The 22,518-nt window shown below is 70.6% G+C and carries 22 protein-coding genes; 9 read left to right on the plus strand and 13 right to left on the minus strand.

What is annotated here, in order from left to right:
• Positions 1 to 16: 16 nt before the first annotated feature.
• From EV292_RS10600 to EV292_RS10615, 4 genes are all read left to right on the plus strand, one after another.
• Positions 17 to 730 carry a tetratricopeptide repeat protein gene (locus EV292_RS10600; RefSeq protein ID WP_132909167.1) on the plus strand — a complete coding sequence of 238 codons (714 nt, stop codon included), beginning with the start codon at positions 17 to 19 and terminating at the stop codon, positions 728 to 730.
• Positions 727 to 2,049, plus strand: a complete 1,323-nt coding sequence (locus EV292_RS10605) for a PQQ-like beta-propeller repeat protein (protein WP_132909168.1) — start codon at positions 727 to 729, stop codon at positions 2,047 to 2,049. The genes EV292_RS10600 and EV292_RS10605 overlap by 4 nt, the downstream gene beginning before the upstream one ends.
• Positions 2,050 to 2,234: 185 nt before the next feature.
• Positions 2,235 to 3,599, plus strand: a complete 1,365-nt coding sequence (gene der / locus EV292_RS10610) for a ribosome biogenesis GTPase Der (RefSeq protein ID WP_132909169.1) — start codon at positions 2,235 to 2,237, stop codon at positions 3,597 to 3,599.
• Positions 3,600 to 3,668: 69 nt separating this feature from the next.
• Entirely contained in the window at positions 3,669 to 4,082 is a 414-nt protein-coding gene (locus tag EV292_RS10615) for an Hpt domain-containing protein (protein WP_207913399.1), read from the plus strand.
• 106 nt (positions 4,083 to 4,188) lie between these two features.
• On the opposite strand, the gene bfr is transcribed toward EV292_RS10615, so the two are convergent.
• The 10 genes from bfr to aroQ form a co-directional block, all read right to left on the minus strand.
• Positions 4,189 to 4,704: a bacterioferritin gene (bfr, locus tag EV292_RS10620; RefSeq protein WP_132909170.1), complete on the minus strand. Its 516-nt coding sequence runs from the start codon at positions 4,702 to 4,704 to the stop codon at positions 4,189 to 4,191.
• Between the two features lie 100 nt (positions 4,705 to 4,804).
• Positions 4,805 to 4,975, minus strand: a complete 171-nt coding sequence (locus EV292_RS23100) for a (2Fe-2S)-binding protein (protein WP_132909171.1) — start codon at positions 4,973 to 4,975, stop codon at positions 4,805 to 4,807.
• Positions 4,976 to 5,051: 76 nt separating this feature from the next.
• Positions 5,052 to 6,236 carry a DUF418 domain-containing protein gene (locus EV292_RS10630; protein ID WP_132909172.1) on the minus strand — a complete coding sequence of 395 codons (1,185 nt, stop codon included), beginning with the start codon at positions 6,234 to 6,236 and terminating at the stop codon, positions 5,052 to 5,054.
• A gap of 200 nt (positions 6,237 to 6,436) precedes the next feature.
• Complete coding sequence (purL, locus tag EV292_RS10635; protein ID WP_132909173.1) at positions 6,437 to 8,668, minus strand: phosphoribosylformylglycinamidine synthase subunit PurL; 2,232 nt, start codon at positions 8,666 to 8,668, stop codon at positions 6,437 to 6,439.
• Positions 8,669 to 8,974: 306 nt separating this feature from the next.
• A complete protein-coding gene (locus EV292_RS10640; protein WP_132909174.1) occupies positions 8,975 to 10,399 on the minus strand; it encodes a phospholipase D-like domain-containing protein in 1,425 nt (474 codons plus the stop codon).
• Entirely contained in the window at positions 10,396 to 10,716 is a 321-nt protein-coding gene (locus EV292_RS10645) for an ArsC/Spx/MgsR family protein (protein WP_132909175.1), read from the minus strand. The genes EV292_RS10640 and EV292_RS10645 overlap by 4 nt, the downstream gene beginning before the upstream one ends.
• A complete protein-coding gene (locus EV292_RS10650) occupies positions 10,713 to 11,213 on the minus strand; it encodes a hypothetical protein (RefSeq protein WP_132909176.1) in 501 nt (166 codons plus the stop codon). Before EV292_RS10650 ends, EV292_RS10645 begins: the two co-directional genes overlap by 4 nt.
• Positions 11,213 to 12,565, minus strand: coding sequence for an acetyl-CoA carboxylase biotin carboxylase subunit (accC, locus tag EV292_RS10655; protein ID WP_132909177.1), 1,353 nt, complete (start codon positions 12,563 to 12,565; stop codon positions 11,213 to 11,215). Before accC ends, EV292_RS10650 begins: the two co-directional genes overlap by 1 nt.
• 5 nt (positions 12,566 to 12,570) lie before the next feature.
• Positions 12,571 to 13,059: an acetyl-CoA carboxylase biotin carboxyl carrier protein gene (accB, locus tag EV292_RS10660; RefSeq protein ID WP_132909178.1), complete on the minus strand. Its 489-nt coding sequence runs from the start codon at positions 13,057 to 13,059 to the stop codon at positions 12,571 to 12,573.
• 36 nt (positions 13,060 to 13,095) lie between these two features.
• The gene (gene aroQ / locus EV292_RS10665) at positions 13,096 to 13,530 is read right to left on the minus strand and encodes a type II 3-dehydroquinate dehydratase (protein WP_132909179.1); all 435 of its coding nucleotides are present in this window, start codon (positions 13,528 to 13,530) and stop codon (positions 13,096 to 13,098) included.
• A 100-nt stretch (positions 13,531 to 13,630) separates the two neighbouring features.
• On the opposite strand from aroQ, the gene thiS reads away from it, so the two are divergent.
• From thiS to EV292_RS10690, 5 genes are all read left to right on the plus strand, one after another.
• Entirely contained in the window at positions 13,631 to 14,638 is a 1,008-nt protein-coding gene (gene thiS / locus EV292_RS10670; protein ID WP_132909180.1) for a sulfur carrier protein ThiS, read from the plus strand.
• 96 nt (positions 14,639 to 14,734) lie between these two features.
• Positions 14,735 to 14,935 carry a CsbD family protein gene (locus EV292_RS10675; RefSeq protein WP_132909181.1) on the plus strand — a complete coding sequence of 67 codons (201 nt, stop codon included), beginning with the start codon at positions 14,735 to 14,737 and terminating at the stop codon, positions 14,933 to 14,935.
• Between the two features lie 294 nt (positions 14,936 to 15,229).
• Positions 15,230 to 16,660: a 3-isopropylmalate dehydratase large subunit gene (gene leuC / locus EV292_RS10680; protein ID WP_132909182.1), complete on the plus strand. Its 1,431-nt coding sequence runs from the start codon at positions 15,230 to 15,232 to the stop codon at positions 16,658 to 16,660.
• Between the two features lie 135 nt (positions 16,661 to 16,795).
• A complete protein-coding gene (gene leuD, locus EV292_RS10685; protein WP_132909183.1) occupies positions 16,796 to 17,428 on the plus strand; it encodes a 3-isopropylmalate dehydratase small subunit in 633 nt (210 codons plus the stop codon).
• Entirely contained in the window at positions 17,391 to 18,392 is a 1,002-nt protein-coding gene (locus EV292_RS10690) for an NADPH:quinone oxidoreductase family protein (protein WP_207913400.1), read from the plus strand. Before leuD ends, EV292_RS10690 begins: the two co-directional genes overlap by 38 nt.
• A gap of 6 nt (positions 18,393 to 18,398) precedes the next feature.
• Here the strand turns inward: EV292_RS10690 and EV292_RS10695 are convergent, their stop codons facing one another.
• From EV292_RS10695 to EV292_RS10705, 3 genes are all read right to left on the minus strand, one after another.
• The gene (locus EV292_RS10695) at positions 18,399 to 18,893 is read right to left on the minus strand and encodes an asparaginase domain-containing protein (RefSeq protein WP_132909184.1); all 495 of its coding nucleotides are present in this window, start codon (positions 18,891 to 18,893) and stop codon (positions 18,399 to 18,401) included.
• Positions 18,890 to 20,941, minus strand: a complete 2,052-nt coding sequence (locus tag EV292_RS10700) for a M3 family metallopeptidase (protein ID WP_132909185.1) — start codon at positions 20,939 to 20,941, stop codon at positions 18,890 to 18,892. The genes EV292_RS10695 and EV292_RS10700 overlap by 4 nt, the downstream gene beginning before the upstream one ends.
• A 142-nt stretch (positions 20,942 to 21,083) precedes the next feature.
• The gene (locus EV292_RS10705) at positions 21,084 to 22,367 is read right to left on the minus strand and encodes a PepSY domain-containing protein (protein ID WP_132909186.1); all 1,284 of its coding nucleotides are present in this window, start codon (positions 22,365 to 22,367) and stop codon (positions 21,084 to 21,086) included.
• Between the last annotated feature and the right edge of the window lie 151 nt (positions 22,368 to 22,518).

Genomic DNA, 22,518 nt, shown 5'->3' on the forward strand with positions numbered 1-22,518 from the left:
AGGCTCGGAGTGATCGGTGGCCCTCACGCCGCAAAACAATGAAGCGTTCCTGCGCGAGGTCGACGACGAGCTTCGCCGCGATCAGGCGATCCATGTGTGGAAGCGCTATGGACGCGCGCTGATCGCGGCCGTGGTGCTGGCGCTGGTCGCGCTGGCGGCCTTCCTGTTCTGGCAGCACCGCCAGACCGCCGCGGCCGAGCGCGAGGGCGAGCAGCTCCAGCAGGCGTTCGACTCGCTCGGCGCGCAGGACGCCAAGGCGGCCGCGGCGCCGCTCGCCGCACTGGCCGAGTCGTCGCGCGACGGCTATCGCGCCGCGGCGCGCTTCACCCAGGCGGACGTGCTGCTCCAGAAGGACGATCTGCGCGGCGCCGCGGCGATCTTCGCCAAGATCGCCGAGGACGCGTCGCTCGCGCAGCCCTATCGCGACCTCGCGCTGATCCGTCAGACCAGCGCGGAGTTCGACCAGCTCAAGCCGCAGGTGATCGTCGAGCGGATGCGGCCGCTGGCGGTCGCGGGCAATGCCTGGCTGGGCAGCGCGGGCGAGCTGATGGCGGCGGCCTATCTGCGTGAGGGACGGCGCGATCTCGCCGGGCAGGTGTTCGCGCGGATCGCCGCCGACGCCGAGGTGCCCAGCTCGCTGCGTCAACGTGCGGTTCAGATGGCCGGCGTACTGGAGACCAAGGCGCCCGCCGCGGCGTCCGGCAAGAGCGAAGGTGTGAGCAAGCGATGAGGACGAGGTTCGCGACCGGCGTGGCGATCGCCGCGCTGGTGGGGCTGAGCGGCTGCGGCATCTTCAAGAGCGCGCCCAAGAAGACGCCCACCGTGGGGCAGCGGGTGCCGATCCTCGTGTCGGAGAATCCGGCCGAGATCGACAAGGGGCTGGCCGACGTCCAGGTGACGCTGCCGACGCCAGCGGCCAACGACAGCTGGAGCCAGCCGGGGGGCAATGCCGCCAAGTCGCTGGGCCATCTGCTGCTCGCCGCCACCCCCGCGAAGACGTGGAGCGCCGAGATCAACGGCGGCAGCAACCGCGCGCGCCTCGCCGCCATGCCGGTGATCGCCGAGAACAAATTGTTCGTCGTCGACGTGGACGCGGTGATCCACGCCTTCGCCGCCGACACCGGCGGCAAGCTGTGGACGCGCGAGATCTCCGAGGGCGACGAGAATCGCTCGGCGCGGTTCGGCGGTGGCGCCAGCTATGACGACGGCAAGGTCTATGCCACCGACGGGCTAGGCGACGTGGTGGCGGTGAATGCCGCCGACGGCGCGGTGCTGTGGCGCGCCAAGCCGGGCGGTCCGCTGCGCGGCGCGCCGACGATCGCCAACGGCCAGGTCTATGTGCTGAGCCAGGACAATCAGATCGTCGCGCTCAACCAGGCCGACGGCAAGGTGGTGTGGACGCAGACCGCCAGCCTCGAGACCCAGGGCGTGTTCGGCGTGGCCGCGCCGGCGGCGAGCTCGGGCACGGTGGTGGCGGGCTTCTCGAGCGGCGAGCTCAACGCCTATCGCTACGAGAACGGCCGCTCGCTGTGGCAGGACGCGCTGTCGCGCACCTCGATCACCACCTCGGTGTCGAGCCTCGCCGACATCGACGCCGATCCGGTGATCGAGGATGGCCGCGTCTATTCGATCGGGCAGGGTGGTCGCATGATCGCGCTGGAGATGGCGACGGGCCAGCGGCTGTGGGAGCAGAACCTCGCCGGCATCTCGACCCCGTGGATAGCGGGCGAGTGGATCTTCGTTGTCACCGACGACGCGCGCGTGGTGTGCCTGTCGCGCGCCAACGGCAAGATCCGCTGGATCAGCCAGCTGCGTGCCTACAAGAATGAGGAGAAGCGCTCGGACCCGTACAATTGGTTCGGGCCGGTGCTGGCGGGCGAGCGGCTGTGGCTGACCAACTCGCGCGGCGAGCTGGTGGCGCTCTCGGCGAGCGACGGCAAGCCGCAGACCACGATCCGCGCGGGGGACAGTTTCTCCCTGGCGCCGATCGTCGCCAACCAGACGCTCTACACGCTCGACGAGAAGGGTGTGATCACCGCCTGGCGCTGATCCTCGGGTTTCCGTGCATGCGGGAGTAGAGTGCCGCGGGCGTTGCGAGGCGTGACCCCGGCTTCCTGCGTGCGCAGGAACACGGCTCGCTATCCATCTGACGAAATAGTGAGTAGAGCGGCCGCAACTCCCCTCCCCTGAAGGGGAGGGGCATTCTCGTTCGAAGCGCGCTAGGTCTCACGCAGATGTCCCGTCTCCCCACCGTCGCGATCGTCGGTCGCCCCAATGTCGGCAAGTCGACGCTGTTCAACCGCCTTGTCGGCAAGAAGCTGGCGCTGGTCGACGATCGCCCCGGCGTGACGCGCGACCGGCGCGAGGGCGACGCGCACCTGCTCGGTCTCGACTTCCGCGTCATCGACACCGCCGGCTACGAGGACGAGGATCCTGACACGCTTCCCGGCCGCATGCGCCGCCAGACCCAGGCCGCGGTCGACGCCGCCGACGTGGCGCTGTTCATGATCGACGCGCGCGCGGGCATCGTGCCGCTCGACGAGGAGATCGCGCGCTGGCTGCGCGGCGCCGCCACCCCGATCGTGCTGGTCGGCAACAAGGCCGAGGGGCGTGCCGCCGAGGCGGGGCTGATCGAGGCGCTGTCGCTCGGCTTCGGCGACCCGGTGCAATTGTCCGCCGAGCATGGCGAGGGCGTCGCCGACCTGTTCGAGGCGCTGCTGCCCCACCTCGAGCCGCTCGAGGACGCGGCTGAGGAGGAGGAAAGCGAGAGCCCCGACGCCCCGCTCAAGCTCGCGATCGTCGGCCGCCCCAATGCGGGCAAGTCGACGCTGGTCAACCGCATCCTCGGCGAGGACCGGATGATCACCGGGCCGGAGGCGGGGATCACGCGGGACTCGATCGCGATCGACTGGGTATGGCACGGCCCGGATGGCGCGCGCGATGTCCGGCTGATCGACACCGCGGGCATGCGCAAGCGCGCCAAGGTGCAGGACAAGCTGGAGAAACTGTCGGTCGCCGACGCCCTCCACGCGGTCGACTTCGCCGAGGTGGTGGTGCTGTTGCTCGACGCGACGCTGGGACTGGAATCACAGGACCTGCGCATCGCCGACCGCGTGCTGGAAGAGGGGCGCGCGCTGGTGATCGCGCTCAACAAATGGGACGTCGCCGAGGACCCGTCCAAGCTGTTCAACGGCGTGCGCGCCGCGCTCGACGAGGGGCTGGCGCAGGTGCGCGGCGTGCCGCTGCTGGCGGTGTCCGCCGCGACGGGCAAGGGGATCGACCAGCTGATCGGCGCCGCCTTCGCGACGCGCGAGGCCTGGTCGCGACGCGTCGGCACCGGCGAGCTTAACCGCTGGTTCGAGCGCGCGATCGAGGCCAACCCGCCGCCCGCACCCGGCGGCAAGCGCATCAAGCTGCGCTATCTCACCCAGGCCAAGACGCGCCCGCCCGGCTTCGTGCTGTTCGGCACGCGCGTCGATGAGCTGCCGATGAGCTACCAGCGCTATCTCATCAACGGCATTCGGCGCGAGCTCGGCTTCGGCGCGGTGCCGGTGCGGCTGATGCTGCGCGCGCCCAAGAACCCCTATGGCGGGAACTGAGCGGACGCAGTTACCTCCTCTTTACCTCTAAGGCGCTAAGTGTCTGAGCGCAAAAGAGGAGGCGGGCGCGTGGCGGACGAGCCGGTGGAATTGGTGGATCGGGTGGCGCTGGCGCGCGCGCGCGCTGAACTGGGCGCCGGATTCGCGCGCATCCTCGGCTATTTCCGCGAGGACGGCGTCAAGTCGCTGAGCGCGCTCGAGGACGCGATGCGCAAGGGCCAGGCCGCCGCGATGGTGATCCCCGCGCACACGCTCAAGGGCGAGGCACGCCAGTTCGGCGCGATCGTGCTGGCGGCGCTCGCCGAGAAGATCGAGGATCACGCGCGCGCCTGCGTCGAACATCATGAGTCGCCGCAGGACGCGATCGAGGACGTCGTCGCGCTGCGTCCGCTGTTCCTGCGCACGCTGGCGCTGCTGGAAGGCGAGGGGAGCACCCCTGTCGCGGTGCGTCGCCCGGGTGGCTTCGGGCGCCGCGTGGCGTAATCGAGCGAGCTGCCTGCGCCCGCGGCGCTGAGCGCCGCTGCCGGTGACCCTCGGCTGCCCCGCGCGCGGGCGTACCGAGGGCCGTGCGCCGGAACGGCGCCGCCGCTCACCCCTTCAGATAAGGCGCCGCGCCGCTCTCCGGCTTGTCATGCTCGCTCACCGAGTTGAGCTGGATGTAATTGTGGATGCCCATCCGCTCGATCATCTCGAACTGTCGCTCGAGCGTGTCGACATGCTCCTCCTCGCTGGCGAGGATGTTGGCGAACAGCTCGCGGCTGACGAAGTCCTTGACCTCCTCGCAGTAAGCGATCGCCGCCTTGAGTTGCGCCACCGCCTCGATCTCCATCGCGAGATCGGCCTTGAGCGCCTCTTCCACCGTCTCGCCGATGCGCAGGCGGCCGAGCAGCTGGAAGTTGGGCAGGCCATCGAGGAACAGGATCCGCTCCGCCAGCCAGTCGGCGTGCTTCATCTCGTCAATCGATTCGTGGCGCTCGAACGCGGCGAGCTTGTAGACGCCCCAGTGATCGAACAGACGATAGTGCAGCCAATATTGATTGATCGCGGTCAGTTCGTTCTTCAACGACTCGTTGAGAAATTCGATGACCTTGGGATCGCCCTTCATGCCAGTCTCCACTATCCGGAACGGCACGGCGAATAGCCCCGAATGGGGCGGGAAGAAAGCTGAAAGTCCTTCGCGTTACGGCGACTATTTGCTGCGACCGCTACGCAGCCGCACGTTCCTCATCGATGATTGCGCGGGCAAATTGAACACATTGGCCGCACTTCGGCGAGCGCCCGAGGCAGCGGTAAGCCTGGCAGGGGGTGGCAGCACCGGATCGCGCGGCCTCGCGCACCTGGCACTCCTTAATCGCATTGCAGACGCAGACGACCATGCGGTCTCCTTCCCGGCTGCGAATCGCCCTAGCCGAGTTGCGAATTGCTCGCAAGCGAAATGAGACGCGTTCGCATTTACCGGCGGCGCAGCGGCTGCATTTCGCCGCGCGCGATCGAGCGCCACAGCCACTCCGCCGGCCCGTAATGAAAGCGCGCGAGCCAGAGCGGCGACCATAGCAGCAGCAGCGCCCAGAGCGGCGGCAGCAGCGCATAGACCTCGGCGCGACTCCAGCGCGCGAACTGCCCCAGCCCCCAGCCGTAGAAGACCGCGGCGAGCAGAAGGCTCGACAGCAGATAGTTGCTCAGCGCGCTGCGTCCCAGCGCGGCGAGCCGCTCGCCCGCGCGCGTTCCCGGCAACCAGCAGAGCAGCAGCGCGGCATAGCCCGCCACCATCGGGGCATGGATCAGCGGCCCGAGCGCGAAGGAGGCGGTGAGCACCGCCTCCAGCGCGAAGCCGCGCGCGATGCCGTGGCGCGCGAGCGCCAGCTCGGCCGCCAGCCCGAGCGGTAGGGTCAGCGCGGCGATCGCGACGTAGCGGCGGCGCGGCCAGGCGCCGATGGCGAAGCCGCTGCGATAGGCCGCCATGCCGAGCAGCATATAACCGAGCGTCTCCGGCCCGTTGGCGAGCAACCCGCCGAGTGCGCCGGCGTCGTGCCGCCAGCGCCACGCGACGCCGTCCGCCAGTGAGCCGCGCAGCGCGGCGATCTCGCTCGCCAGCATCGGCGCGGGGGGGCGGCCGAAGCTCTGCTCCACCGCGGCGCGGGCGGCGGGGATGGCGGCGGCCTGGACCAGTCCGATGCCGCCGATCGTCGCCACCAGCAGCGCGGTCATGGCGGCGAGCAGCAGCACGCGCGTCGGTGCGTGGACGAACAGCAGCGCGGCGACACCGACCAAAGCATAATGGTGGAGGATATCGCCGTACCACAGCAGGTACAGATGCGCCGCGCCGATCAGGTAGAGCACGCCCATGCGGCGGAGGTGGACCGCGGCGCCGTTCTGCCCCGCCGCGTCGGCGCGCTCCACGACGAGCAGCAGCGAGGCGCCGAACAGCGCCGCGAACAGCCCGCGCATCTTGCCCTCGACGAGCACGAAGGTGAGCGCCCAGGCGGTGAGGTCGGCGGGTCCGGTACCGCCTGCGGCGAGCGGGGAGAAATAGGCCGCCTGCGGCAGCGCGAAGCCGGGCAGGTTGGCGACGGTGATCCCCAGCACCGCGACGCCGCGCAGGATATCGAGCGCGACGAGGCGGTTGGCGTCGGACATTGTGACGGCGTGCTAGGCGCGCCGCGCGGGGCTGGCAACGTCGGCGGCGGCAGCGGCGGCTATGTCGCCGTCCTTTTCCCTTCCGTCATCCTGAACTCGTTTCAGGATCCACGGTGCCGCTTCTCTCACGGTCGAGGTGGGCGCGGGACGATGGATCCTGAAACAAGTTCAGGATGACGGAAGCGACGGAGAGCTGGTTCTCAGATCGCCGCTTCGCCCGCCATCAGCTTGGGAAAAAAGCCCTCGTGCGCGGCGCGCAACGTGTCGAGCGAGACGCAATGATCGCCCTCGCGCAGCTCGAAGATCACGCGCGTGCCGATCGTGCGGCCGAGCGGCTCGGCCTCGACCCCGGCGTCGAGCGCGGCCTGGAGGAAATCGAGCAATGCATGATCGTGCACCGTCACGACATAGACGCCCTGCTCCTCGGCGAAGAGCGCCGCCGCGGTCTCGAACGGCAGCGCGCGGTCGATCATCGCGCCGACGTTGCCCGCCAGCGCCATCTCCGCGATCGCCACCGCGATCCCGCCATCGGCGACGTCGTGCACCGCGCCGAGATGCCCCGCGTCGATCTGCGCGCGGATGAAGTCGCCGGTGCGGCGCTCCGCCTCCAGGTCGACGCGCGGCGGCGGGCCTTCCTCGCGCCCGTGCAGCTCGCGCAGCCACAGCGACTGGCCGAGATCGCCGCGGCGCGTGCCGACCACGACGATGACGTCGCCGGTCTGTTTGAAGGCGATCGTCGCGCTCTTCTGCCAGTCCTTGAGCAGCCCGACCCCGCCGATCGCGGGCGTCGGCAGGATCGCCGAGCCGCCGCCGCCCCCATCGTTCTTGGCAGCCTTGCTCTCGTTGTAGAGGCTGACGTTGCCGCTCACGATCGGGAAGTCGAGCGCGCGGCACGCCTGCGCCATGCCGTCGAGGCAGCCGGTGATCTGGCCCATGATCTCGGGGCGCTGCGGGTTGGCGAAGTTGAGGCAGTTGGTGATCGCGAGCGGGGTCGCGCCCACGGCGGTGAGGTTGCGCCACGCCTCGGCCACCGCCTGCTTGCCGCCCTCGACCGGGTCGGCGAAGCAGTAGCGCGGGGTGCAGTCGGTCGTCATCGCCAGCGCCTTGTCGGTGCCGTGGACGCGCACGACCGCGGCGTCGCCGCCGGGGCGCTGCACCGTGTCGGCGCCGACCATGTGGTCATATTGTTCCCAGATCCAGCGCCGGCTGGCGATGTCGGGCGAGGCCATCAGCGCGAGCAGGTCGGCCGCCGGGTCCTTGCAGTCGGGGATGTTGACCAGCGCCTTGGCGGGCGGGGTGGGGACGTGCGGCCGGTCATAGAGCGGCGCGTCGTCGGCGAGCGGCGCGAGCGGGATGTCGCACACCGTCTCGCCGCCCCACTTAAGCACCATCCGCCCGGTGTCGGTAACATGGCCGATCACTGCGAAGTCGAGCTCCCACTTCTCGAAGATCGCGCGCGCGAAATCCTCGCGGCCGGGCTTGAGCACCATCAGCATGCGCTCCTGCGACTCGGAGAGCATCATCTCATACGGCGTCATGCCGGTCTCGCGCTGGGGCACGTCGTCCATCACCAGCTCGATGCCGACTCCGCCCTTGCTCGCCATCTCGACCGAGGAGGAGGTGAGCCCCGCCGCGCCCATGTCCTGGATCGCGACGATCGCATCCGAGGCCATCAGCTCGAGGCACGCCTCGATCAGCAGTTTCTCGGTGAACGGATCGCCGACCTGGACGGTGGGGCGCTTCTCGTCCGAGTCCTCGCCGAAGTCGGCGGAGGCCATGGTGGCGCCGTGGATGCCGTCGCGCCCGGTCTTGCTGCCGACATAGACGATCGGGTTGCCCACGCCCGAGGCCGCCGAGTAGAAGATCTTGTCGGTGTCGGCGACGCCCACGGTCATCGCGTTGACGAGGATGTTGCCGTCATAGGCGGGGTGGAAGTTCACCTCGCCGCCCACCGTCGGCACGCCGACGCAATTGCCGTAGCCGCCGATGCCGTGGACCACGCCCGAGATCAGGTGGCGCATCTTGGGATGATCGGGCCGGCCGAAGCGCAGCGCGTTGAGGTTCGCCACCGGGCGCGCGCCCATGGTGAAGACGTCGCGCAGGATGCCACCCACGCCGGTCGCCGCGCCCTGATAGGGTTCGATGTAGGAGGGGTGGTTATGGCTTTCCATCTTGAAGATCACCGCCTGACCGTCGCCGATGTCGACCACGCCGGCGTTCTCGCCCGGGCCGCAGATCACCTGCGGGCCCTCGGTCGGCAGCTTCTTGAGGTGGATGCGGCTCGACTTGTAGCTGCAATGCTCCGACCACATCACCGAGAAGATGCCGAGCTCGACGAGGTTGGGCTCGCGGCCCAGTGCCTTGAGCACGCGCTCATATTCATCGGGGGACAGGCCGTGCTCGGCGACGATCTCGGGCGTGATGGCGGTCATGGCCGCGGCGCATAGCGGCTGTGCGCCGCGGTGGCCAGACGGTGCGGGGGGATGAGCGCGCTCGATCGCTACCGTGCTCCTGCGCAGGCAGGAGCCCAGGGTCGCCAGACGGTAGCCCGCGGCTCTGGGCTCCTGGGTCCGCAGGAGCACGGCGGCAGTAGGAGCACGGCGGTAGCGGAGCAGCATGTCGTCACCCCGGACTTGATCCGGGGTCCATGGTGCCGCGCTCCTTGCGTGGGTTGGCGCTCGCGGGACCATGGATGCCGGGTCGAGCCCCGCATGACGTGGCGGGGGCGGAAGGTGGGCCTAGCGCCGCTTCCGCCTCAGCCGCCGCAGCAGGCCGCGTTTCTCGAACGCCTCGAACATCTCGCCCGGCCCTTCCGGATCGAGCACCTCATTGTCGGCGAGCCACTTCTCCACCGCGCTCAGGTCGTCCACCTCATAGGGCACCAGCGTCCGCCCGCCGCCACGCAGCGCCTCGATCGTGGCGATCAGCCCGTCGCGCTCGACCCGCTCGCTCACCACCGCCGCGTCGACGCCGAGATGCTCGGCGATCAGGTCGTCGCGGATCGCGGCGATGGTCGCCGCGCCGTCGGTGATGGTGACGTCGCACTCGGTGTCGAGCCGCAGCGAGCGGTTGTTGAAGTTGGACGAGCCGATGCGGATCGCCTGATCGTCGATCACCGTCACCTTGGCGTGGCAGTAGATCGGCGTGCCCTTCTCATTGACCGGGTGGTACATCCGGAAGCGCCCGCGATGGTCGCGGCGGCGCAGCTCGGTGACGAGCCGGGCGCGGGCGGTGTCCATCGCGATCGGCTCGAGCCAGCCCTGCGCGGTCACCGGGTTGATCACGACGATCTCGGGCGGGTCGTCCTCCACCAGCCGCGCGGCGATCGCCTCGGCGATGCGGCGCGAGGCGAAATACTGGCTCTCGGCGTAGATGCGGTGCCTGGCCGAGGCGATTAGCGCGAGGTACAGCCGCTCGATCTCGAGCAGCTCGTCCTGGCCGTCGTACAAGGGCTGCGAGCGCGATACCGCGACATCGACGTCGGTGAAGACGGGCGTGAGCGACTCGGGCCAGCAACTGCCCTCGCGCGGCGGCGGCGGCGCGATCTCGGCGCCGCCCGCGATCGCCCAGCGCGTGCGGCACAGCTCTCCCAGCGCGCCCGCGACCGGGCCCTGCAGCGCGGTGGTGGCGTCGTGCCATGGCTTGTACGTGCGCCCGCTGGGCGAGGTGCGGCGCGGGTCATCGTCGACGTGCGCGCGCGTGTCCCAGCGCTCGTCGGTCATGTCGATGCCGCCGCAGAAGGCGAGGCAGTCGTCGATCACCACGATCTTCTGGTGCTGCGACGCCGCCACCGGATGGTGGCCGTCGAGCAGCAGGTGGATGCGCGGCTGGCGGTAGCGCCAGTTGAGCAGGGTCCACAGCGTCTTGCCGCGCCCGAGCGTCTTGATCGCGCCTTTGTCCCAGCGGAGGATGTGGACCTGAAGCCCGGGCGTGCGCTTCACCAGCCAGGTGATGAAGGCGCCGACATCGGTGGGCGCCTCGGGATGGTCGTCGTCATAGGCGAGGGTGATGCGCGCGTCGAAGTCCCAGCCGACCAGCAGGATCTGGTGCTGCGCGCGCAGCATCGCCTGGCGCGCGGCGCGGAAATAGGCGTCGGCGTCGATCACCACCGCGGCCTGGGTGGCGCGCTCGACGCGCCAGCGTGTGTCCTCGGGGAGGATCACAGGAGCTCGCGCACCAGCTCGGGCGGGCGCGCGAGCCGCACGCCCTTGCCGGTCTCCACCAGCGGCCGCTCGATCGTGGCGGGATCGCGCGCCATCAGGTCGAGCGCGGCGGCGTCGTCGGCGACCGCAGGGGCGTCGCGCCGGAGCGCGTCGCGCGGCGCGATCCCGCCGCGCGCGAGCAGCCCGGCGAGCGTGTCGCGCGAGGGCGGCGTCTTGAGATACTCGATGACGGTCACGTCTGCCCCGGCGTCCTGCAAGAGCGCGAGCGCCTGACGCGACTTCGAGCAGCGCGGATTGTGGTAGATCGTGGCTCTCACTGCTGTGTGTCCATGCCGCGCCACTCGGCGAGAGCGTCACGATATTCTTCGGAGGACCGGAGACGTGCGAGATAGGTGATCGGGCGCCGGCTCTTCCACGGCAGCTCGCCTCGGCTCAGCGACCCGCGTACGCCGCAATGCTGCGTACAGCTGTTCTCGCCGTCGTCGAAGCGCAACCTGCCGCCCTCCCGTCGCATCGTCAGGACGCAGCGCTTGCCGTCGTGAAAATGGTCGGGCTCGCGATAGACCAGCGCGTCGCGCTCGCTGACCGCAACGCCCGCGAGCGAGCAGCTCTGGCCGTTGAAGAAATTGGTCTCGATCCGGAGATAGGCGTGGGTGGGGTCGACGGGCACGACCTCGACGACGTCGTCGCTCCAATACGAGGTGCCATCCATCAGCCCGTTGCGGAAATGCTGCGAGTAGCGCCCCGCCAGCGCCGTCACCGGATCATAGGCCGCCGCCGCGACGAGCATCGACGCGGCGGCGAGCGCCACCATCACGCGTCCTGGCGCGCCAGCCACTCCTCCAGCCATTTGATCGTGTAGCTCCCCTGCTGGAACTCCGGGTCATCGAGCAGCGCCTGGTGGAGCGGGATCGTGGTCTTCATGCCCTCGATCACGAACTCCTCCAGCGCGCGGCGCAGGCGACGCAGCGCTCCCTGCCTGGTCGTACCATAGACGATCAGCTTGGCGATCATGCTGTCATAGTAAGGCGGCACCATATAGCCGGCGTACAGACCCGAATCGACGCGGACGTGCATCCCGCCCGGGGCGTGATATTGCGTCACCCGGCCGGGCGAGGGCGCGAAGGTGCGCGGGTCCTCGGCGTTGATGCGGCACTCGATCGCGTGGCCGCGGAACACCACGTCCTCCTGGCGCAGCGTCAGCGGGTGGCCCTCGGCGACGCGGATCTGCTCGCGCACCAGGTCGAGCCCGGTGATCGCCTCGGTCACCGGATGCTCCACCTGCAGGCGGGTGTTCATCTCGATGAAGTAGAACTCGCCGTTCTCCCACAGGAACTCGATCGTCCCCGCGCCGCGATAGCCCATGTCGGCCATCGCCTTGGCGACGATCCCACCCATCCGCTCGCGTTCCTCGGCGGAGATGACGGGGGAGGGCGCCTCCTCCAGCACCTTCTGGTGGCGGCGCTGCAGCGAGCAGTCGCGCTCGCCGAGGTGGATCGCGTTGCCCTCGCCGTCGCCGAACACCTGGAACTCGATGTGGCGCGGGTTGCCGAGATACTTCTCCATGTAGACGGTGGCGTCGCCGAACGCCGCCTTGGCCTCGGTCCCGGCCTGCTGCATCAGCGTCTCGAGCTGGTCGGGCGACTGACACACCTTCATGCCGCGCCCGCCGCCGCCGCTCGCGGCCTTGATGATCACCGGATAGCCGATCCGCTCGGCCAGCGCCTGCGCCTCGGCGACGTCGCTGATCGCGCCGTCCGAGCCCGGCACCAGCGGCAGCCCGAGCGCGCCCGCGGTGCGCTTGGCCTCGACCTTGTCGCCCATCACCCGGATATGCTCGGGCTTCGGCCCGACGAAGATCAGGTTATGCAGCTCGACGATCTCGGCGAACTTGGCGTTCTCGCTGAGGAAGCCGTAGCCGGGATGGATCGCGTCCGCGCCCGAGATCTCGGCGGCCGAGATGATGTTGGGGATATTGAGATAGCTGTCGGTCGCCGCCGGCGGGCCGATGCAGATCGCCTCGTCGGCGAGGCGGACGTGCATCGCGTCGGCGTCGGCGGTGGAGTGGACCGCGACCGTCTTGATGCCCATCTCGTGGCACGCGCGGTGGATCCGCAGCGCGATCTCGCCGCGGTTGGCGATCAGCAGCTTCTTGATCTGGGGCAAGGGCGTTACTCGACCACCACGAGCGGCTGGTCGAACTCGACCGGCTGGCCGTTCTCGACCAGCACCGCCTTGACCGTGCCCGCGCTCGGCGCGGTGATCGGGTTCATCACCTTCATCGCCTCGACGATCAGCAGCGTGTCGCCCGCGGCGACGCTCTGGCCCACCGCGGCGAAGGGCTTGGCGCCCGGCTCGGCGGCGAGATAGACGGTGCCGACCATCGGCGAGCGCACCGCATTGGCGTGCGACGGCGCGGACGGGCCGGCGGTGTCGACCTGCGGCGGCGCGCCCGCACCAGGCGCGGCGGCGGCGGGCGCCGGCGCGTAATGCATCGCCGGCGCTGCGACAGCGGCGGCCTTGCGCGCGACGCGGATCTTGCGCTCGCCGTCCTCGACCTCGATCTCGGTCAGCTGGGTGGTGTCGAGCAGCTCGGCGAGCTGGCGGACCAGATCGACGTCGACCTGCATCGCGCCGCCGTTGTGAGAGATGTCAGCCATGCAACCCTGTTTCCCCTAGATAGGGCGCGCTCCCTGTCAGAAGCGGGCCGCGGCTTCAAGCGCGAGCATGTACGACATCGCGCCGAAGCCGGCGATGGTTCCCTTCGCGGCGCTGCCCACCAGCGAGACGTGGCGGAAGCTCTCGCGCTTGTGCGGGTTGGACAGATGCACCTCGATCACGGGCGTCCTGATCCCCTTGATCGCGTCGTGCAGCGCCACCGAGGTGTGCGTGTACGCCGCCGCGTTGAGCAGCACCGCGCGCGCGTCCACCGCCTGCGCCTCGTGCAACCACTCGACCAGATGCCCCTCGTGGTTCGACTGGCGCAGGTCGACGCGCAGGCCGAGCTCGCGCGCGCGGTCCTCGAGCCGCCCGGCGATGTCGTCGAGCGTGTCATGGCCGTAGATCTCCGGCTCGCGCGTGCCGAGCAGGTTGAGGTTGGGGCCGTTGAGGACGAAGACGGTGTCGGTCATGCGCTCCCTTGGGGTCGTTGCCCTTCGTGCAGGTGTCATTGCATCCGGCGCGGCGCGGCGCAACGTTGCCCCTGCGGGTCCGCGGGCCTAGATGGCGCGCATGGCACATTCCGACGGCACCATCACCATCACCCTCAACGGCGAGCACAAGCGAGTCCCCGCCGGGCTCTCGATCGCGGGCCTCGCGGAGTCGCTCGGGCTGGTGCCCGAGAAGCTCGCGGTCGAGCGCAACCTCGAGGTGGTGCCGCGCTCGACGCTGGGCGCGGTGCAGGTCGAGGACGGCGACGAGCTGGAGATCGTCCATTTCGTCGGCGGCGGCGACCATGCCGCGCCGCTCACCGACGACACATGGACGGTGGCGGGGCGTACCTTCCGCTCGCGGCTGATCGTCGGTACCGGCAAGTACAAGGACTTCGCGCAGAACGCCGCCGCGCTGGAGGCGTCGGGCGCGGAGATCGTCACCGTCGCGGTGCGTCGCGTCAACGTCAGCGACCCGAGCGCGCCGATGCTGACCGACTTCATCGATCCCAAGCGCGTGACCTATCTGCCAAACACCGCGGGCTGCTTCACCGCCGAGGACGCGATCCGCACGCTGCGGCTGGCGCGCGAGGCGGGCGGCTGGGATCTCGTCAAGCTCGAGGTGCTCGGCGAGGCGCGCACGCTCTACCCCAACATGCGCGAGACGCTGAAGGCGACCGAGGTGCTGGTGCGCGAGGGCTTCAAGCCGATGGTCTATTGCACCGATGATCCGATCGCGGCGAAGCAGCTGGAGGAGGCCGGCGCGGTCGCGATCATGCCGCTGGGCGCGCCGATCGGCTCGGGGCTGGGCATCCAGAACCAGGTGACGATTCGGCTGATCGTCGAGGGGGCGGGCGTGCCGGTGCTGGTCGACGCCGGCGTCGGCCAGGCGAGCGACGCCGCGGTGGCGATGGAGCTCGGCTGCGACGGCGTGCTGATGAACACCGCCATCGCCGAGGCCAAGGACCCGATCCTGATGGCGGCGGCGATGCGCGCGGCGGTGGAGGCGGGGCGGATGAGCTACCGCGCCGGGCGCATGGGCAAGCGCCGCTACGCCGACCCGTCGAGTCCGCTGTCGGGGCTGATCTGAACCGCGGCGCAGACTGACATACGTTAACCGCACGTCGGAACATCGCCGTTGCGGGTCCGTTGTTAGGTCACCGGGTTACGAGACTGGAGACGGACGATGGGCGAACTCACCGACAAGATCAAAGGCAATGTCAACGAGCTGGTCGGCAAGGCCAAGCAGGCGATCGCGGACAAGGATCCGGCCGATCGCACGGCGGCCGACGATCGTCTCGCCGCCGAGGGCGCGGCGCAGGAGACCAAAGGCAAGGGCCAGCAGTTCGCCGGCAAGGTGAAGGGCGCGCTCGGCGACGATATCTGATCGTCGCGTCGCATGACCCAAGGGCCGTCGCGGGAGACCGCGGCGGCCTTTTGCTTTGGCGGGTGGGGCGGGAGCAGGGCCGCGCCCGATCGGCCGAGAAGAACGTCGGCGACGTCGAGGCGCGGCTGCGGACGGCGATCAGCCGACATGGAAAACGAGCGACATGATGCAAGATGCTCGTCGGTCCTTGTCACGCCCCGACTTACCCGAAGTGGCGAAAGCACGCGGCGCGGCCGACGACATTTCCTGTCACGCCGCCTTGGATCGACGATGCTTTTCGGTTAACAGCCGACGATCATGTCCAATCCGCGCACGTTGTACGAGAAAGTCTGGGACGCTCATGTGGTCGAGCGCCGGGACGACGGTTCCTGCCTGATCTACATCGACCGTCACCTTCTCCATGAGGTGACCAGCCCGCAGGCGTTCGAGGGCCTGCGCGCCGCCGGCCGCCGCGTGCGCCGCCGCGACCTCACGCTCGCGGTGCCCGATCACAACCTCCCCACCACCGCGCGCACCGACGCCGCGGGGCAGGAGCTGCCGATCGCCGATCGCGAGAGCGCCGAGCAGCTCGCCGCGCTGCGCCGCAACGTCGCCGAGTTCGGCGTGCCCTATATCGACGCGCTGTCGGCGCGGCAGGGGATCGTCCATGTCGTCGGCCCCGAGCAGGGCTTCACGCTGCCGGGCACCACGATGGTGTGTGGCGACAGCCATACCTCGGCGCATGGCGCGCTGGGGGCGCTCGCCTTCGGCATCGGCACCAGCGAGGTCGAGCACGTGCTCGCGACCCAGACGCTGATCCTCTCCCCCTCCAGGACGATGGAGGTGCGGGTCGACGGCACGCTCGGCTATGGCGTCAGCGCCAAGGACGTGGTGCTCGCCATCATCGGCAAGATCGGCGCGGCGGGGGGCACCGGCCATGTCATCGAGTTCACCGGCGAGGTGATCCGCGCGCTGTCGGTCGAGGGGCGGCTGACGATCGCCAATATGTCGATCGAGGGTGGCGCGCGTGCCGGCATGATCGCGCCCGACGAGACCACTTTCGCCTATCTCAAGGGCCGCCCGATGGCGCCGCAGGGCGACGACTGGGCGCGCGCGGTCGACTGGTGGCGCACGCTGCCGAGCGACGCCGGCGCGCGCTACGATAAGGTCGTGCGGCTGGAGGCGAGCGACATCGCGCCGGCGCTCACCTGGGGCACCAGCCCGGAGGATGTCGTGCCGATCACCGGCAGCGTCCCCGCGCCCGACAGCTTCGCCGACGCCTCGAAGCGCGCCGCGGCGCAGAAGTCGCTCGACTATATGGGGCTCACCCCGGGGATGCGGATGCAGGACGTGCCGATCCAGCACGTCTTCATCGGCAGCTGCACCAACAGCCGCATCGAGGATTTGCGCGCCGCCGCCTCGGTGGCGAACGGTCGCCACGTCGCCGATGGGGTGCGCGCGCTGGTGGTGCCCGGCTCGGGGCTGGTCAAGCGCCAGGCCGAGGCGGAGGGGCTCGACCGCATCTTCACCGCGGCGGGCTTCGAGTGGCGCGAGCCGGGCTGCTCGATGTGCCTGGCGATGAACCCTGACAAGGTGCCCGCGGGCGAGCGCTGCGCCTCGACCTCGAACCGTAATTTCGTGGGAAGACAGGGACCTGGCTCGCGCACTCATCTGTTGTCGCCGGCGATGGCGGCGGCGGCGGCGGTGACCGGGCGGCTCGCCGACGTGCGCGAGCTGATGGGATAATCGGCGCGATCATCCGAGGGGATAATCCATGAAGAAAGTGCTCATGTTCCTGATCGCCGGCTCGGTGCTGAGCGGCGTGGCGGCCTATGCGGCGATCGCCAAGCCCGCGATCCCGCCGAGCAACCCGGCGCGCTGATGCAGGCCGTCACCCGCGTCAGCGGCACCGCTTATCCCTGGGGCGCCAAGAACGTCGACACCGACGTCATCATCCCGGCGCACTGGCTCAAGACGATCACGCGTTCCGGCCTCGGCCGCGGCGCGTTCGAGACGGTGCGCGCGCAGCCCGGCAACCTCTTCGACGACCCGCGCTACGCCGGCGCGCCGATCCTGATCGCGGGCGACAATTTCGGCTGCGGCTCGAGCCGCGAGCACGCCGCCTGGGCGCTCGCCGACATGGGGGTGCGCGCGGTGATCGCGCCGAGCTTCTCCGACATCTTTTCGGGCAACGCGTTCAAGAACGGCATCGTCACCGTGGTGCTGCCGCAGGAGGCGGTCGACCGCCTCGTCGAGGTGGCCAAGACCGATCCGGTCACCGTCGATCTCGAGACGATGACGGTCACCACGCCGTACCAGGATCGCTATACGTTCGAACTCGATCCCTTCCGCCGCCGCTGTCTGATGGAGGGGCTGGACGAGGTCGGCCTCACGCTGGCAAAGGATACCGTGATTTCGAATTTCGAGGAGCGGCTCGGCGTCGAGCGCCCTTGGATCGGGCACGGGAGAGCGGATGATGCGGGCCTTGCTGTCGAGGGCGCCGGGCGGGCCTGACACGCTGGAGATCGGCGAGCTGCCCGATCCCGTCGCGGGCGCGGGCGAGGTGGTGGTCGCGGTGAAGGCCTGCGCGATCAATTATCCCGACGTGCTCGTGATCGAGGACCGCTATCAGATGCGCCCGCCGCGCCCCTTCGCGCCGGGCGGCGAGATCGCGGGCGTGGTCGAGGCGGTCGGGGAAGGCGTCACCCGCTGGCAGGTCGGCGACCGCGTGATGGGCAACACGATGATGGGCGGGCTGAGCGAGCGGCTGCGCTTCGCCGCGGACTCGCTCCACGCCGTGCCCGACGGGCGCAGCTTCGAGGAGGCCTCGGCGCTGCTGCTGACCTATGCGACGACGATCCACGCGCTGGTCGACCGCGGCGCGATCGCCGCGGGCGAGCGGCTGCTGGTGCTGGGTGCCGCAGGCGGGGTCGGGCTCGCCGCGGTGGAACTGGGCAAGGCGTTCGGCGCGCACGTCGTCGGCGCGGTGTCGAGCGAGGCCAAGGCCGCGGCGGTGCGCGCGGCCGGCGCGGACGAGGTGCTGGTCTACGAGCGCGCGCCGTTCGACAAGGCGCAGAGCAAGGCGCTGGCGGACCGCTTCAAGGCGGCGGCCGGGCCGGGCGGCTTCGACCTGGTCTACGATCCGGTGGGGGGTGACTATGCCGAGCCGGCGTTGCGCGCGCTCGGCTGGGAGGGGCGCTACCTCGTCGTCGGTTTCCCCGCCGGCATCCCCAAGCTGCCGCTCAACCTCACGCTGCTGAAGAGCTGCGACGTCCGCGGCGTCTTCTGGGGCGCGTTCGCTGCGCGCCACCCGGAGCGCAACCGCGCGCACATCGCCCGCCTGTTCGAGCTGTGGAGCGAGGGCAGGATCGCGCCGCGCGTCACCGAGGTGTTCCCGTTCGAGCGCGGCGGCGAGGCGATCGCGCGCATGGCCGCGCGCGAGGCGGTCGGCAAGCTGGTGGTGCGCGTCGCCGCCTGACGCCGCTCAGCGCGCCACGAAGCTGTTGACCGAGCGGTCTTTGCGCACCTTGGCGCCGTCGAACACCGTCCCGTTCATCGCGATCCACACGCCCGGCGCGGCGGTCTGCGCGGCGGCGACCGCCATGCCGAGGTTGAACGGCGCGTCGCTGTCGGCGAAGCGCGCCGGCGCCAGCGCCCCCACGAGCACGATCGTCTTGCCCGCGACGCCCGCATCCACCGCCAGCAGCGCCGCGGCAGTGTCGGTCATCGTGTCGGTGCCGTGGGTGATCACCGCGCGCGTCTCGGGCGCCGCCGCGACGGTCGCCACGATCGCGGCACGGTCGGCGTCGGTGAGGTCGAGGCTGTCCTTGCGCAGCAGCTCCACCACGCGGAAGGGCAGCGCCACGCGCGCCTGGCGCAGCACGCGCTCCACCACGCTGTCGCCGATCTGATACTCGCTCAGCGCGTCGAAATAGAGCTTGTCGATCGTGCCGCCGGTGGTGACGACGAGCAGGCTCACGCCGCCTCTCCCCCGGCACCCTCGAGCAGGCCGTGGCGCGCCAGCATCGCCGCCGGGTCCGGATCACGCCCGCGGAAGGCGCGGAAGCTCTCCGCCGCGGGCCGCGTCGCGCCGCGCGCGAGCACCTCCTCGCGCAGCGCGGTGCCGGTGGCGCGATCGATCAGCCCGTTCTCCGCGAACTTGCCGAAGCCGTCCGCGGCCAGCACCTCGGCCCAGAGATAGCTGTAATAGCCCGAGGCATAGCCGCCCGCGAAGATATGCGCGAAGCCGTGCGGGAAGCGGTGCCATTCGGGCGGGCGGATCACCGCCACCTCGTCGCGCACCGCCTCGATCACCTCCATCGGGTCGCTGCCGAGCGTGCCGAGGTGGAGCAGCAGGTCGAACAAAGCGAACTCGAGCTGGCGGACGATGAACAGCCCCGACTGGAAGCGCCGCGCCGCGACCATCTTCTCGAACAACTCGGGCGGCAGCGGCGCGCCCGTCGCGTGATGCCCCGACATGCCGGTGAGGACGTCACGGTCCCAGGCGAAATCCTCCATCAGCTGGCTCGGCAGCTCGACCGCGTCCCACTCGAACCCGCTCGTCCCCGCGATCGAGGGGCGGTCGACGCGCGTGAACAGATGGTGGAGGCAGTGGCCGGTCTCGTGCAGCAGCGTCACCACGTCATTGTGGCTCAGCAGCGACGGCGCGTCGGGGCTCTTCGGCGCGAAGTTGCAGACGAGATAGGCGACGGGCACGCGGACAGTGTTGCCGTCGCGCAGCCGCGGGCGCGCCTGCGCCATCCACGCGCCGCCGCGCTTGCCCGGGCGCGCGTGGAGATCGAGGTACAGGCCCGCGAAGGTCTCGCCCGAATCGTCGACCACGTCGTAATAGGTCGCGTCCTCATGATAGGTGGCGACGTCGTCGCGCGCGACCAGCCTCAGCCCGAACAGCCGCGCCAGCAGCGCCTGCCAGCCCGCGGTGACGCGCTCGACCGGGAAATAACCGCGCACCTCCTGCTCGTCGACCGCGTAGCGCGCCTGGCGCAGCCGGTTGGCGGCGAAACCCGTGTCCCACGGCTCCAGCCGGTCGAGCCCGAGCGTGTCGCGCGCGAACGCCTCCAGCGCGTCGCGATCGCGCTGCGCGGCGGGGCGCGCGCGCCGCGCGAGGTCGCGCAGGAAGGTCAGCACCTCGCCCGCATTGGGCGCCATCTTGGTGGCGAGCGACCATTCGACCGGATCGGCGAAGCCGAGCAGCCCCGCCGCCTCGCGGCGCAGCGCGAGGATGCGCGCGATCCGCGGGCCGTTGTCGAACTCGCCGGCATTCGGCCCCTGGTCGGACGCGCGCGTGCCATAAGCGCGGTAGACCGCCTCGCGCAGGTCGCGGTCCTCGGCGAAGGTCAGCACCGCGGTGACGCTCGGCTGCTGCAGCGTGACGAGCCAGCCGTCCTGCCCCTTGGCTTTGGCAGCCGCGGCGAACATCGCCTTGTCCGCGTCGGACAGGCCGGCGAGCCGCGCCTCGTCGGTGATCGGGAGGGTCCAGGCGTCGGTGGCGTCGAGCAGCGCGCTGCCGAACTCGGTCGACAGCGTGGACAGCTCGACCGAGATCGCGGCGAAGCGCTCGCGCGCGGCCGGCTCCAGCGCCACGCCGGAGAGGCGGAAGTCGCGCACCGCATGTTCCACCGCGACGCGATCCTGCCGCGGCAGCGCGGCGAAGGCGGGCGAGGCCTCCAGCGCGGTGAGCACCTCGAACAGGTCGCGGTCCTGCGCGACCTTCATGCTGTGCGCGACCAGCTTCTCCTGCCCGGCGGCGTGCGCGGCGCGCAGTTCGGGCGTGTCGGCGACGCCGCGCAGGTGCGACACCGCCGACCACAAAGCGTCGATGGCCGCCTCGGCGCGCTCCAGCGGCAGCCAGGCGCCAGCGAAGTCGGTCGGGCGCTCGCGCGTGACGGTGGCGACCGCCTCGGCGTGGCGCGCGATCGCGGCGTCGAGCGCGGTGGCGATGGTGTCGGGGGTCAGCGCGGCGTAATCGGGCAGCGCGATCGGGTCGAGCAGGTCGGTGTCGGTCATCACGCGCGATGATAGGGAGCCGCGGCGCGGCTTGCCAGTGGGCGCGCGGCGGATCGGGCCGCCGCGCCGCCGTCCGGCCTCCCGCTTTGGCGGGCCGTGCTCCTGCGCACGCAGGAGCAGCGGCGATATGCGACGCGTTCGCCTATACCGCCGCCGCTACCGCGCGCCCGCGCCGCCGTCCGGCCCATCGCCACGCCGCCTGCCCGGCGAGTGCCGCCACCATCGTCAGCCCGGTCAGCGGGAAGAGCAGCCCCGCGACGCCCATGATCGCGACCAGCCCCGCGCCGCTCTGCCCCGGCGGCGCACCCACGCGCCCGCGCGGCCGACGCTTCCACCACATCACCGGCGCGGTGACGCACAGCAGCGCGAGCGCCACGCAGGCGGCCAGCATCACCAGGCGGTTGGCTTCGCCATATTGCTTGCCCTGATGCACCGCCGCGCTCCACTCGATCGCGCGCGCGGCGGCGCCGAAATCGTCGAAGCGCGCATCCTGCAGCACGCGCCCGTCGCGCGCGTCGACGTAGATCACGTGCGCCGCCTGCGCCGGGCCGAGATTGGCGCTGACCAGCCAGGGCGCGCCGGGCGCTGCCGGCCAGCTCAGCGTATAGTCGCGCGTCACGCCGCGCCGCGCCGCCGCGGCGAGCGCGCGGTCGGGCGCGATCGCGGGGGCGCCACCGTGCGGCATCGGCGCCTGCTGGAGCGACCAGGGCAGGTCGTGCGCGGCATGCGCGAGCGCGGGCGCGACCGGCGCCGCCGGTCGACCCCAGCCCGCCCCCGCCACGCCGGCCTGGACGGTCTTGCCCCATACCGCGCTCCACGGCAGGCCGCTGAGCGAGAGGAACAGGATCACCGCCCCGGCCACCAGCCCGGTCGAGGCGTGGAGGTCGCGCCAGAACAAGCGCTTGCCGGGTGAACCCCGGACGCCGATCGCGGGCGCGCGGCCGCGCCGCCACCACAGGTACAGCCCGCTCAGTACCAGCACGATCGACCAGCCCGCGGCGATCTCGATCAGCCAATTGCCGACCCAGCCCGTGAGCGCGAGGCTGTGCAGATGCTTCACCGTCTGCATCACCCCGCCCGGCGACGTGGTGCCAGCGATCCGCGCGTCATGCGGGTCGACGAACGCCATCCGCCGCTCGCCATCGGGCAGCGCGAACGTGACGCGCCACGCCTCGTCGGCGCTGGCCGGACGGCTGAGCTGGACGACGCTGCCGCCGGTCTGGCGCGCCACCCGGGTCGCCAGCGTCGCGACCGGCAGAGTCGCGCCGTGTGCCGGCGCGCGCAGCCACTCGCCGTAGACGACGCGTTCCAGCTCGGGCTTGTAGAGGTAGAGCGATCCGGTCACCGCCAGCCACAGCAGGAACGGCAGCACCAGCAGCCCGGCGAAGAAATGCCAGCGCCATACCGCGCGATACAGGTCTGCCATCGTCACCGCTCCGCTCGCTGGAGGGGCGACGTACCTCGGATATGGTTAACAAGGCGCTCACTCGATCGAGCGCGGTAGAGACAGGCGATCATGCGACGTTCTCCGGTCGCGCGCTACTCGCCGTGACCCGCCGTCGCGCGTCGCCTTCTCG

The sequence above is a fragment of the Sphingomonas sp. BK235 genome (genome assembly GCF_004345855.1).
GTDB lineage: Bacteria > Pseudomonadota > Alphaproteobacteria > Sphingomonadales > Sphingomonadaceae > Sphingomonas.

Bases quoted from the DNA above. Each gene is read 5' to 3' on its own strand.
- EV292_RS10605 (WP_132909168.1), top strand. From the start codon at position 727: ATGAGGACGAGGTTCGCGACCGGCGTGGCGATCGCCGCGCTGGTGGGG.
- accB (WP_132909178.1), bottom strand. From the start codon at position 13,059: ATGGCTGACATCTCTCACAACGGCGGCGCGATGCAGGTCGACGTCGAT.
- EV292_RS10690 (WP_207913400.1), top strand. From the start codon at position 17,391: ATGCGGGCCTTGCTGTCGAGGGCGCCGGGCGGGCCTGACACGCTGGAG.
- EV292_RS10705 (WP_132909186.1), bottom strand. From the start codon at position 22,367: ATGGCAGACCTGTATCGCGCGGTATGGCGCTGGCATTTCTTCGCCGGG.
- der (WP_132909169.1), top strand. From the start codon at position 2,235: ATGTCCCGTCTCCCCACCGTCGCGATCGTCGGTCGCCCCAATGTCGGC.
- thiS (WP_132909180.1), top strand. From the start codon at position 13,631: ATGGCACATTCCGACGGCACCATCACCATCACCCTCAACGGCGAGCAC.
- EV292_RS10675 (WP_132909181.1), top strand. From the start codon at position 14,735: ATGGGCGAACTCACCGACAAGATCAAAGGCAATGTCAACGAGCTGGTC.
- leuD (WP_132909183.1), top strand. From the start codon at position 16,796: ATGCAGGCCGTCACCCGCGTCAGCGGCACCGCTTATCCCTGGGGCGCC.
- EV292_RS23100 (WP_132909171.1), bottom strand. From the start codon at position 4,975: ATGGTCGTCTGCGTCTGCAATGCGATTAAGGAGTGCCAGGTGCGCGAG.
- EV292_RS10700 (WP_132909185.1), bottom strand. From the start codon at position 20,941: ATGACCGACACCGACCTGCTCGACCCGATCGCGCTGCCCGATTACGCC.
- EV292_RS10630 (WP_132909172.1), bottom strand. From the start codon at position 6,236: ATGTCCGACGCCAACCGCCTCGTCGCGCTCGATATCCTGCGCGGCGTC.
- purL (WP_132909173.1), bottom strand. From the start codon at position 8,668: ATGACCGCCATCACGCCCGAGATCGTCGCCGAGCACGGCCTGTCCCCC.
- aroQ (WP_132909179.1), bottom strand. From the start codon at position 13,530: ATGACCGACACCGTCTTCGTCCTCAACGGCCCCAACCTCAACCTGCTC.
- bfr (WP_132909170.1), bottom strand. From the start codon at position 4,704: ATGAAGGGCGATCCCAAGGTCATCGAATTTCTCAACGAGTCGTTGAAG.
- EV292_RS10650 (WP_132909176.1), bottom strand. From the start codon at position 11,213: ATGGTGGCGCTCGCCGCCGCGTCGATGCTCGTCGCGGCGGCGGCCTAT.